The sequence below is a fragment of the Metabacillus idriensis genome (assembly GCF_050483325.1).
In the GTDB taxonomy this organism is placed as follows: Bacteria; Bacillota; Bacilli; order Bacillales; family Bacillaceae; genus Bacillus_P; species Bacillus_P idriensis_A.
Map to the genome: position 1 here is coordinate 264746 of NZ_JBCMYF010000032.1, position 12310 is coordinate 277055.

The 12310-nt window shown below is 39.3% G+C and carries 7 protein-coding genes; 1 reads left to right on the top strand and 6 read right to left on the bottom strand.

The window, feature by feature from the left end; translation table 11 throughout:
- Positions 1-126 precede the first annotated feature (126 nt).
- On the bottom strand, positions 127-4476 hold the full coding sequence (locus ABEQ24_RS19195) for a fibronectin type III domain-containing protein (RefSeq protein WP_430008296.1): 4350 nt from the start codon (positions 4474-4476) through the stop codon (positions 127-129).
- Between the two features lie 234 nt (positions 4477-4710).
- On the opposite strand from ABEQ24_RS19195, the gene ABEQ24_RS19200 reads away from it, so the two are divergent.
- Entirely contained in the window at positions 4711-5658 is a 948-nt protein-coding gene (locus tag ABEQ24_RS19200; RefSeq protein ID WP_430008297.1) for a LytR family transcriptional regulator, read from the top strand.
- A 72-nt stretch (positions 5659-5730) separates the two neighbouring features.
- On the opposite strand, the gene ABEQ24_RS19205 is transcribed toward ABEQ24_RS19200, so the two are convergent.
- The 5 genes from ABEQ24_RS19205 to ABEQ24_RS19225 all read right to left on the bottom strand — a co-directional run bounded on the left by ABEQ24_RS19205 (position 5731) and on the right by ABEQ24_RS19225 (position 12216).
- On the bottom strand, positions 5731-7506 hold the full coding sequence (locus ABEQ24_RS19205) for an SEC-C metal-binding domain-containing protein (RefSeq protein WP_430008298.1): 1776 nt from the start codon (positions 7504-7506) through the stop codon (positions 5731-5733).
- Positions 7507-7638: 132 nt separating this feature from the next.
- Positions 7639-9987, bottom strand: a complete 2349-nt coding sequence (locus ABEQ24_RS19210) for a cell wall-binding repeat-containing protein (protein WP_430008299.1) — start codon at positions 9985-9987, stop codon at positions 7639-7641.
- A 198-nt stretch (positions 9988-10185) separates the two neighbouring features.
- Positions 10186-10977 (bottom strand): metallophosphoesterase, encoded by a 792-nt coding sequence (locus ABEQ24_RS19215; protein ID WP_430008300.1) that lies wholly within the window; start codon positions 10975-10977, stop codon positions 10186-10188.
- 102 nt (positions 10978-11079) lie between these two features.
- Positions 11080-11601, bottom strand: a complete 522-nt coding sequence (locus ABEQ24_RS19220; RefSeq protein WP_430008301.1) for a competence protein ComK — start codon at positions 11599-11601, stop codon at positions 11080-11082.
- Between the two features lie 162 nt (positions 11602-11763).
- Positions 11764-12216, bottom strand: a complete 453-nt coding sequence (locus ABEQ24_RS19225; RefSeq protein ID WP_430008302.1) for a hypothetical protein — start codon at positions 12214-12216, stop codon at positions 11764-11766.
- Positions 12217-12310: the final 94 nt, after the last annotated feature.

Here is a 12310-nt window from a genome sequence, read left to right on the forward strand (position 1 = left end):
GTTTTTACCCTTTCATATTATATAACAGAATAATAGTCTGACAGTTTACAAGTATGTTACAAATTGCTGCTTCATTCGATGGAAGACAACAAAAAAACAGCGTTTCCGCTGTCTTTTGCTGACTCTTTATGCCTTTTTTCGACGCGCTGCATACAAGGCAGCACCCGCCATCATGAGAATGGCTCCAAAAAAGACGGACTGATACATGACAGTTGCTGTTTTTGGAAGTTCATTTTCTCTAATGCCAGAAGCAGGTTTTGCTTTCTCCGGCAAGATTGGCTCATTCGTATTTTCTTTTTCCGGCTCATCTTTACCCGGAGTTTCTTTACCTGGATCCGGTGTTTCTCCTGTCTCAGGCTTTTCAGATCCTAAAACAAACACCAGTGGATTTTTCAAATAGTCTATCTCTTCTTCAATTGTAAATTCATATTCGTATTCAATGCCTTCACTGTAAACGAAGAGGCTGTAGGCACCGGCTTTCAAGTTGAATTTCCCTTCATCAGCCTGAACGTCATTAATCAGCTGGCCAAATTCATCAGAATAGCCTTCAAATACAACGTCTTCATTGTTTTCATCAAGACCCTCTATCAAAAACTCTGCTTCACTGACCGGCTGTTCTTCCTCGTTGATCAAATAAAGCTCAGCTTGCTTCATGCCTTCTTCATCCTCAGGCAAAGTGGTTACTTCAATTGACGCAGCGTTGCCAAACTCTTCACTTTCACCATAGACTTCAATTAGATAGGTTGTATCAGGTTCCAAATCAGTTAACTCGTATGAGGTAACAGAAGCAGGCAACGGCTCTTCCTCTCCTGTAAATTCTCCATCAACGATGACAAAATAAGAACCTTCTGTTCCTTCGAACATTTTATCCCACGAGAATGAAATGGAATGCTGAGTCACGTCCTCAATATGAATTTCAGGATAGTGCGTGATGTCGATCTGAACTGTAACGCCTCTCTCTCTCAGCTCCTGTACGACGAGATTAGCGTCTGAACCGGATGACAGATCAAGTGTGCTGATTCCATACAGTGAGACAAGACTCAAGCTTTCAAGATTCAACAGCTCATCAATAGCTGTTAATTCTGTTCTTTCTAAGGTGAGGACTTCCAATGAATGAAATTGATCGATTCCAGCTAAATCTTTCAGGGGATTACGGGATATCTCAAGGAACATAAGTCCTTCTAAACCATCATCTCCAAAGTGTTCGATCTGATTATCAAACAATACCAATACTTCTAACTCATCAAGCTTAGAAAGCACGGAGATATCAAGGATCTCATTTTGAGAAAGATCCAGATAATCAAGCTGTTCCATTCCCTTTATAAACGAAATATCTTTGAGCTGATTCTTTCTGATTGAAAGGGAAACAAGGCTTTCCATTTCAGCAATCTGTTCATAGCCATTAATCTTCGTATGTTCGATTGTTAAATCGAAGATCGGCAGTCCGCGGAGCGGAGACAAATCGAGTTCAGACTCATTGTTTAAAAGATATACATACGTTAAATTTGCCGCATATTCCATGCCTGTCAAATCTTTGATATCCATATCTGCAAGGAATAATTCCTCAAGGCGCTCCATATCGCTCGCACGGACATCACGGTTTAGACCAAGCTGTTCTTTAATGATTTCTCTTAAAGTACTGTCTTTGAATTTCACAACAGGACCTGTTGGAGCAGCCGCTGTTGTTTCAGTTGTTTCGGCGCTTGCAATCAGTTCACCATCTGAATCATAAGCCTGCACCTCAATGTCATAAGAAGTCTCAGCCTGAAGACCTCTGATCCAGTAGCCGTACTCATAGCCATCGATTTTATCTGCGGCCGTTTTCCCGTCGACTGCTACTTTGTAATGATCAATCTCTTTTTCCCCGAAGTAGTCCCAAGAGATTTCAATCGAGTCTTCTGTTGCTCTAGTTGAGTAAACATGAAAAGCTTCCTCTTCTTCAAACTCGTACTCAACATAAACACCCTTATCTCTAAGCTGCGTGATGACATCAAAAGCTGCAGATCCATCAGATAGATCAAGCGTTTCTATATCAAATAAGAGAACATATTCCAGAGAATCAAGCGCAAGCAATGGATCAATGCTTTCGATTGAAGTGGTGGACAAGTCCAGGAAAGAAAGATTTTTTAATGCCGTAAGCTCCTCTACATCTGTAAGAGATAAATTCTCGCTTACACTGAGTTCGGTTAGTCCTGTTAATCTTTCAATCCCTTTTAAGGAAGAAAGATCATTCCCGCCTAAATAAAGGGATGCTAATTGCTTTAACTCAGGCATTCCTGAAAGATTTTCTATATTATTGTAAGCAAGACCCAGTGCACCTAACTCCTTCAGAGGGGAAAGAACGGATAAATCTTTTAATCCAGTATCAGAAAGGTCTAAATACTGCAGGTTCGGCCATTTTTTTAAGGATGAGAAATCCTGAAGAGGGTTTCCGTCTAAAAGAAGGAACGTCATTCCCGTCAGGCTTTCAATCGGTTTTAAATCTTTAATAAGATTCCCCGATAGACCTAGCATGTTTAAATTTTTGGCTGTTTCAAGGCCGGATAAATCACGAATATCAGCACCCGTCAGGTCAAGCTCAGTCAGATGCTCCATATCGCTCTCTACAATATCCCGTTTAAAGCCGAAGTATTCTTTCATTGCTTTTTTAAGATTAGCATCTGCAAAAATCACTTTTTCCCCGGACGGCGTTTTTAAAGTAGAGAACATGCCGTTAGTGAAGCCGAGCAGTTTTCCGTCTTTATTAAAAGCCTGTACGGCGAAAGAATACTGAGTATCCGGTTTTAAGTCTGCTGCTTCATAACGGAAGGATTTCTTGCTTGTTTCTATTTTTTCTTTTTCCCCATCAATCGTCACTTCATAATAGGCAAGGCGCCCCTCACCTTCATAATCCCATTCAAGAACGGCGTTTGTATCTCCCGGCTTCACTTGATTGATATACATATTCAAGCTGTCATCGTAGACAAATTCCACCGATTCTTTAAAGAGGCCGGTCTCATCAAGGATATCGATGTAGGCAGGTCCGTAAATAATGACCTTTTGAAGAGACGGAAGGTCAACAAGCCCTTTTATACTCTTAATCTCTGTATAAGAAAGGTTGATTTCCTCGAGCTGTTTAAATGTTGCTAAAACAGACAAATCTTTAACGCCTGTAAAGCTTACATCCAAGAGTTTTAATCCCGTAAGGTTCCCAATTTGCTTTAGATCCTTGAAGCTTGTGTCTCCAAGCAGCAGGCTGTGGAGATTTGTCAGCGAATTCAGAGGAGAAAAATCAGCTGCAGCAGACATCGTTAAATCCAGGTACTCGAGCTTCGCAAATGTTTTTAACGCCTCTAAATTTTTCAATCTGTTTCCAGCCAGTTCTAAATGCTGCAAATTCACCGCATATTCAAGGCCGGATAAATCCTTAATTTCATATGCAGAAGCATTTAAATAAGTCAGTTTCTCTAAATCACTTTCCGTGATATCCCGTTGAATACGAAGCTGTTCCTGTACCGCAAACTTCAGGTTTTTATCTTTGAACTCGATCGTCTTCCCTTTAGCTGCTTCCTTCGTTTTTCCTTTAACGGCTGCTTCACTGATCATCTTTCCATCTTTATCGAATGCCGCAGCTTTCACTTCATATTCAGCAGCCGGCTTCAAATCTGTAAAGATATTCTCTGTTTCTGCTGTTTTCTCAAACATTAATTTCCCATCGAGATACACATCATAGGAAACGGCGCCGTCTAGAAACCAGCTTGCTTCAAATGATGAATCATTCACTTGGTAAAAGAACACCGTGTAGTTTGGTTTTTGTGCCGCTTCTGTTTGAGCGCTTGTTTCTTTCGTTTCAAGCAGCTTATCCCCCGCTATCACCTTCATGGTAAATGCGTAGGTTGTCTCAGGCGTTAAATCCTTAGAAACGTATTCGCCTGCCCCGCTGAAGCTTTGAACAAACTTGCCGTCCTGAAACAGCTGATATTCCACAGCTTCTGTGACATTGTATGTTGGCCAGGACACGATAATAGAAGTGCCTTCCACTCTTGCATTTAGTTTGAATTTATCATCAATCACAACCGGTTCACCCGGATCAACAGGAGTGCCGCTGTCATCGTTCCCTTGTTTATATACAACAGTAATCGCTTCTGTCTGAACAGAATCGTCCCCAGCAAGCTTTACAAAATATGTATACGTTTCTTTTTCTTTCACGTCTTCATCAATGAATTCGTACGTTCTAGCAGTTGAACCATCTCTATTTTTCAGTTCATCTACAAGTTTGGCTTCAATCGCATTGTCCTGGTCATTTTTCTTCAGGACAAATGTTTCAGGTTCTGCCGATGCTGATGTCGTTGTCCACAGCAGCTGAATCCCTTTTCCTGTGTTTTTAAACGAATGAAACCCGATAAGTGTCGTCCCTGCTTCAGCTGCCGCCGTATAAGGCAATGCCATGGTAACAAGCAAAGAGAAAATCATGAAGATCGACAGCATTCTTTTCATAGTAATTTCGTAATCCCCCTAGTTTCTTATAAACATCTAAATCTATTATAGTTATGGAAAATTCGATTGTATATTTGTATTTATAGACAAAAATCTACAAATAGATGAAACTTTCCGCTCATGAACAACGTCTCATAGTGTGATATCACTTATTTTTACAAAAAAAGTATTGTTTACCTGATTCGGTAAAAATATAATGTGTATAGGCTAATAAATTTTTAAAAGGATGGTATTATGAGAGAGACTCGAAACAAAAAGCGCAAATGGCTTTGGATTGTCCTCAGCATTATTGGATTGCTCGTGCTGGGTACTGGAGGCTATGCCTTTTATTTGTATAAAACCGCATCAGACACTGTTGCAAAAATTCAAGAGGATATCGGAAGAGACGTATCTGAAAAACGTCCTGAAGCTGTAGCTTTCAAAGAAAAAGATCCTATCTCTGTCCTTCTATTAGGTGTTGATGAGAGAAAAGGAGACCGCGGACGTTCGGATTCTTTAATTCTATTAACAGTAAATCCGAATAAAAAATCCATGAACATGGTAAGCATTCCGCGTGATACCCGCACAGAAATCATCGGAAAAGGCAAAGAAGATAAAATCAACCATGCCTATGCATTCGGCGGCACGGAAATGGCCATTAATACCGTTGAGCACTTCCTTGATGTACCTGTTGATTATTTTGTAAAAGTGAACATGGAAAGCTTTAAAGATATTGTAGATGCTGTCGGCGGAGTAGACGTGAATAATACGCTTGATTTTACACAAGACGGCAAGACATTCAACAAAGGCACGATTTCATTAGATGGGGAAAGTGCATTAAGCTATACAAGAATGAGATATGAAGACCCTCGCGGTGATTTTGGCCGTCAGGAGCGTCAGCGTCAAATCATACAGGCTGTTATCTCTAAAGGAGCAAACATTTCTTCTCTGACAAAGTTTGGGGAAATGTTCAAAGTTGTCGAAAATAACGTGAAAACAAACCTGGATATGAACGAAATGTGGAGCATTCAGGAAAACTATAAAGATGCGCGCAATTCTATGGAACAGTATCAATTAAAAGGAAAAGGCGATATGATTGGCGGCATTTATTATTATATCGTTCCTGAAGAGGAAAGAACCGGTTTATCCAACCAGCTGAAAGAGCATTTGGAGCTTGAACCTAGTACGGCATCTTCAAATTAATAGAAAGAAGCGAATTTCATTTGAAATTCGCTTCTTTTTTATGGGATTAAATTTTTACCATTTAGTCTAAAATCAGCTGTTTTCCTTCGCCCATTTCATCAGCTCAGGGTGTTTCGACCAAATATATTCATTCTCATAAACATATTGGACAGCTTCGTTTTTGTCTCCCATTCCATAGGAAACAGGAGGTGCCGGCAGCTTTTCTTTGCCTGTCAAAAAGTCGAACACAAATGGATTAACCTTCTTCGCTTTTTCTGCCAGCTGCTTTAATTTTGAAGTAGTCCCGTTTACAGCATATTCAAGCAATACTCGATTATATGCTCCTGATGCCATATGACTTTCATCAAACTTCTTCAGCAGTTTTTCAGCCTGCTTGTACATCCCTAAATCCATGTACATGATAAAGAGTGTGTAGCGGACGCCCTGATTATCATTTTGATTTAGTTTAATCAAATCTTCACATTGCTTAACGGCTATATCTAAATGACCGACTGCCGCTTCAAGAACTGCATAATTGAACTTAGACCTCATATATGGTCTTGTTTCAGCAAGTTCCCAGAACATGCCTTTATTCTGTTTGAAATAGTCGCTGCCAAGATCTGTTTCACCAGCTTCCATCCCTTTTTTATATAAAAACAGCTGTTTCTCAATGTCATGCTCTGCTTCTGCAAGCATATTGTAAGCTTCAGGATGCGGATAAAGTTCTAACGCCTTTTTTGAAAGCTTTACTCTCTTTTTCGGTTCACTTTCCATAGCTTTAAAAATCAGTTCCTGGGCTTGATCACGATTAATGATCCGCTGTCTGCTCACCTTTTCACCGGCAGTCTTCAAATCAGCCTCTAATTCCCCTTTTATTTCACGGTAAAGCTTTGAAAGAGAGCTTGCACTAACTTCATACATTTCAGCAAGTTTTTTCTGAGTCAGACCTTGCTTATGAATATGCTTTTCGACAAAATAGTGCATGGCTGCTGCATAAATTTCATGCTTATTTATTGAAGGCTTTTCCCGGTGGAAATAAGTGTGCATGGTTTCAACCGCCAACTCACCTGCTTCTGCATAAATTCCTTGTCTGAGAATGTTATTTTCTAAAATGAGTGCCGCTGTTTCATAATTTATATCATCCCAAACAAGTGCTTTTTCCGGCTCAGCTGTTTCCTCATCCGGCTCAGGCTCTGTCAGCATTGAAATGATCATCTCTGGATAGTTAGCACCCATAAATGCTTCGTGATCAGTGAAGTCACTCTGCCTGAATAAATCTAATGTCAGCTCTGTATTGTGTGCTGTTTGATTTTTCTCAAACTCAAGCTGCATCAAATAATAAGTGTGGTACTCTCCATACGGAAGCAAATAGCCAAGAAGCATGCCGCTCTCTTCGAAAGAGGCAGCTCCCTGTGCCACTTTGACTTTCTTTTCTTCATTTGAAAAGATGTCTCTTACCGTAATCCACTCGTCATCCATTTTGCTTTCAATGACAGAAAAAGATGGTGCCGCTTCTGCCCATTGTTTAAGCTGGGACAACGTAGATGGCCGAACTTCTTCTTTCTCTTTCTTCTCCACAAAGGCCTCAATTGCCCTTCCGTGAACAAATGGGACAGAAAAGACAGCCCACATTAATAGTGCACCATACACATTTTGATGTTCGTCCCGATCCAGCTTACCCATTTTTTCTTTAACGGCATCATCCATTTGCCTTGCAAAATTCGCAGAAGCAAATTCCATTAATTCGACCTGAAGCTTCTCAAGCTCCTCATGGCGGATAGCCTCAAGTGACGTTTCTTTCTTCATACAGCATTTCTTATATTTTTTCCCGCTGCCGCAATGGCATGGGTCGTTGCGTCCAATATCCATAGATAAACTCCTTTTATTGCTTGATTCCCTTGTCTATTGTGCCAGTAAATTGATTAGAATTCAATGTGCGCATCAATTCAATGTATATCTAATAGGAAAAACCGCAGAAATATGATCTGCGGTTTACAATAATTATTGTTTATTCATAGAGAAAGTGTAAGGGATAAAGATACTTGAATGATGATCAGTTACTCTAATGTAGTATTTCCCTGCTTTAAGGTTAAGATTTACACTTTCCTCACCTTTAGCAAATTCGTCATAGTCTGTATTTAAATCTGCAATTTCTTTCCCATATTGATCAGTAATAACATAATACCATGAGGCATTTGATTGGTTTTTCATTTTAATAATAAAATTTGACTGTTTTTCTACTTGGAAATAATAAAAATCACTGTCGTTATACTTTGATGATAAAGATCCTTGATAAGTCTTATTCAACTCTATTTTATTTGCCGTTTGTACATTATCATTAATTTCCTTTTCAAATGAATCGCCTGCAGTAAAATTCACTTTAAATTGGTAAGGCTCTCTTTCAGCCCCATTTCTAATTTCGATATAGTAATCGCCTGCAGGCAATCCAACGGGAATTGCCGTTTCGCCTGAAGCATAATCGTTTCCAGCTGTCTCAAATGAAGCAAGGTCTGTGCCGCTGCTGTTCATTACAGCTACGTACCATCTTGAGCCTGGTTTCTGCTTCACGTTCACTGAAATATTCCCTGCTTCTTTAAGAGTTAATCTGAAATAGTCAACATCATTGTAATAATTTTCAATGTTACCTGTGTAATATTGATTTAATTCTATTGAATTCGCAGCTGCTGTATTGTCATTAAACTCTTTTTCATAAAAATTGCTTTTCGTATACTTTAAATGAAATTTATATTCCACTTGTTCAGAGCCGTTATTAACTTGCACATAATATGTTCCTTTTGGTAATCCTATATTAAAGTTCGAAGTACCTGAAGCAGAACTCCCGCTTATCGTTTCAAGATCGCCGTATTCTTTTCCATTGCCATCCATGATAACAGCATCCCATCGGGAACCGGACTTATTATCCACTTTCAATTCAACGTTTCCTGGCTGGTCTAAAGTAAACTTATAATAATCCGTATCATTATATACATCCTGGATGATGCCTTTATAATCTTTATTCAGTTCAACAGGACTTGATGAAGCTAATGTATTATTAAGTTCTTTTTCATAGTAATTGCTGTCTTCGTAGTTAATTGTAAACGTATAAGGTACCTTGTAGCTATCGTTAATACCATTTACTTTAAAATAAAATACACCTGCAGGCAAACCGACGCTTTTGTTAGTGAAATTATCAATACTTGAACCATCTTCTGTTCGGAAATCAAGATAAACCTTTCCATCCTTATCTATCATTTCACCTTCCCAGTAATGATCGGCATTTTGCTTAAACTGTACGGTAACATTTCCCGGCTTAGCCAAGGTAACTTTAAAATAATCTGACTGATATTCCGTTGTCTGCAGCGTATAACCTGTATTCACCTTAATAGGAGCAGCTTTCTGAATTGTATCATTCACATTCAATTCTTCAATCTTCTGAAGCACTGCATTAGAAACAGCCCCTTCGCCTCCAAGGGAAACGACAGTTACGAATGTTTTAACTGATAGAAGATTTGTCATCGCTTTTGGAACCTGTTTTGGATTGACAAGAACCATCGCTCCATTTTTCTTTGCCGCCAGTACCGAACCTGTTAAAGCATCAGCAAAGTTCATGCCAGTTGCCACATATGCGTTTGATGCATCCGGCTGGTACTGCTTGATGATTGCTGCTGCTGTATCGAATCGGTCTGCACCCGAAATTCTTTTCCCATTTGGCGCTTGTTTGATGACAGCATCACTTAATATAGATTTCCCGCCGACAAAAATGGTTTCTTTTTTCCCGTTTAATTCTTTTTTTGTAGGATCAGGAAGTTCGTTTGTTTTACTTAAAAGAATTGGATATCCTTTTTGAGCAGCATACGGAGCAATCGCCAATGCATCCGGGAAATTCATGCCATACGCTACTACTGCTTTGTCTGTTTTTCCAAGCTGTGCTGCAATGATTGCCGCAGTTTCATAACGGTCCTTACCGCCCAGTCTTGTAAAAGTAAGTCCAAGAGATTTGAGCTCTGTTTCTACCTTTTTTGTAATGACATTTACACTTCCAAGAATAATAGCTTTCTTAGGTTTCAATCTTTGAATCTCTGTGATTGTAGATTTGCCTAATGTGTCTTTTTGAGACAGCAAAATAGGAGCGTTCAGTTTATAAGCAAGCGGGCCGCCTGCAAGAGCATCAGGGAAATTGTTCCCGATTGCAAGGACAACGGTATCTGCTTGAGACCAGCCGTTTTTAGAAATGTTAACCGCTGTTTCATAGCGGTCTGCACCCTTAAGGCGAGATGCAGCTGAACCTTCTGCAATAAAAAAGGTAAATGATAAGAGAAAAGCCAGTGCCAACATGAACAGTTTTTTCATTACGTTTCCTCCAATTTAAATTGATATTACTAGATATGTAAAATATGTTAAATAATTAACATTCTATAATTTAACACAACTTTAGAACTATGAACATATACACATTAAAATTTTGTGAGAATTTATTAAAAATATATAGAAATAGTTTCTATTAAAAAAAAGCATCTTCAATAGATGCTTCTCAAAATTAAATCCTGCTTAATTTTTTTCCACGTTCCCCATTAAAGAAAGAACAGTCACCTCACTCCTAACCCCAAACCGATAATTCCAATGCGCCTGTCCAATCCCTTTGGAGATGTAAAGATAAGACCCTCCGACTTTATGTAAGCCCTGGTATATCCCCCGCCTCGCAAGCTCTCCCTTTGAAATAAAGGTAAAGAAGAATGGAACATTAAACTGCTTTCCATGCAAGTGCCCGGAGAGCATTAAATCAAATGGATCCGCAACTTCAGCTATATCATTAGGGTCATGACATAGTACAATTCCAGGCTTACCGGATTTCACTTTAGAAAATGCTTTAGTCAATCCAAGCTCATCTTCTCTATAAAAATCCAACCCTATCAATGTGAAATCTGGAAGTTCAATCGATTCATTCACAAGTACCTTTACTTTGTTTTCTTCGAGCCATGGCCGCAGACGCGAACTAAGCTGAAAAGTACGATAATCGTGATTGCCAAATACAGCATAAACTTCAATCCCATACTCATTAAAAACATCCAGGTAAGGTTTTATACGCGGAATATGCCGTTCTCTTGCAGTAAAATCACCGGTGATAAACACATAATCAGGTTTTTCCCTATGCAGCAGTTCTTTTATTTTTTCAGGATGAATCCGATTTCTTTCAATATGAAGATCTGATACCTGCAGAATTTTTTTATCAATCCCAAGCGGGACCTCTATATGTTCAACTTTCAGCCACTTTGTAGGCATTACAAATAATAAATAAAACAGCCCCATGCATCCAATTAGACCAATCAATAATTCAGCCATGCTATACCCCATTTTTTTCTATTTGTTCTATTTTACTAAAGACAAGCATCATTTAGTATAAAAAAACAGCCAAATCCCATAAAGGAACTTGACTGCTTCCATTTAATAAACTTCATAGCCCTCATAGGTTTCAGCTAAGTGAGCCGTTAAATCCCACATTTCCTCCTGACGGTCCAAATAAGTCAGAACGAGCTGCTGGGCATATCCGGCTTTGGTTAAATAGCTTTCCACACTCCCTTGAATCTCAATTTCTTCTTTGTTTCTGCATTCAATCATCGTTCTGTTATTTTTCTCGAAAATCTTCTTCACATGATGATAGGAGACCCATATGCACTCTTCGCTGTCTGGAGATAATGTTGGCACCATACAGATTCTAAAGCCTGGCGACAAACAAACCGGCAGCATCTTTTTGCCCGGCAAAATTAATTTCGCTGCCTCTATCATCCCTTGGTACGATGCACCGGCATGGATACAGCTGCGATTCATAATTTCTCTTGGGGACATTTTCACAATCAGCTTTTTGTACAGCTCATGAACAACGGACCACAGCTCCCCATTTTCTGTGTACATCGGTTTCACTGCCATCGTCTCTCTCCAAACTGCATAGCTTTCTTTCATCAGCATTCTCTCCACCTCAATCTTCTGTATTTGTTATGAAAAATTTTCCACATTGTTATTTTACAAAAAAATTAAGAGAAGGAAATAAGAAATAGGTAAAATTAACTAGAACTATACATTACATTTACAATGTATTTAAATAAACAAAGAGACCTCCCATATGGAGGCCTACTCATATTCCCACACAATCTTCCAATCTCCCTTTTCTTTCACAACATATACATCCTGCATCACATCGAATGTCCCGAACTTGCTTTTGAATGTCTGTCTTACCTTGATGAGACGCGCCTCATTAAAGACCGGTGACCCTTTTGCCATCCTCCACCTTCGAACCTTCTTCTGCTTCAAAATTTCAAAAGAAAACGTGTTAACACCGTAATGACTCATATAGATATGAGACCGCTCTGTCACATAAGCATTCTTTGTAAACCGGTCCTTCATCAGCGGATGAAACAGATCCCAGGCACCGCCGAAGTTCCCAGTCTGTTCAGCTGTATAAAAGAGCTGAACCGCCTTTTTCGGAGAGGATGGAGTGAAGAGATGAAACAGCCCGATGAGAAGAAGAATGGCAGCTGCGATCATGGCTATTGGAATAAGAGGGAAAGGTTTACGTCTTCGCATTTTATCACCCTTTTGAGCATGTCTAAGAAAGTGTATGAGGGAGAGTTAAAGATAATACGAAAAGGTTAATAAATAAAACATACTAACATTAGTA

Bases quoted from the DNA above. Each gene is read 5' to 3' on its own strand.
- ABEQ24_RS19195 (WP_430008296.1), bottom strand. From the start codon at position 4,476: ATGAAAAGAATGCTGTCGATCTTCATGATTTTCTCTTTGCTTGTTACC.
- ABEQ24_RS19200 (WP_430008297.1), top strand. From the start codon at position 4,711: ATGAGAGAGACTCGAAACAAAAAGCGCAAATGGCTTTGGATTGTCCTC.
- ABEQ24_RS19205 (WP_430008298.1), bottom strand. From the start codon at position 7,506: ATGGATATTGGACGCAACGACCCATGCCATTGCGGCAGCGGGAAAAAA.
- ABEQ24_RS19210 (WP_430008299.1), bottom strand. From the start codon at position 9,987: ATGAAAAAACTGTTCATGTTGGCACTGGCTTTTCTCTTATCATTTACC.
- ABEQ24_RS19215 (WP_430008300.1), bottom strand. From the start codon at position 10,977: ATGGCTGAATTATTGATTGGTCTAATTGGATGCATGGGGCTGTTTTAT.
- ABEQ24_RS19220 (WP_430008301.1), bottom strand. From the start codon at position 11,601: ATGCTGATGAAAGAAAGCTATGCAGTTTGGAGAGAGACGATGGCAGTG.
- ABEQ24_RS19225 (WP_430008302.1), bottom strand. From the start codon at position 12,216: ATGCGAAGACGTAAACCTTTCCCTCTTATTCCAATAGCCATGATCGCA.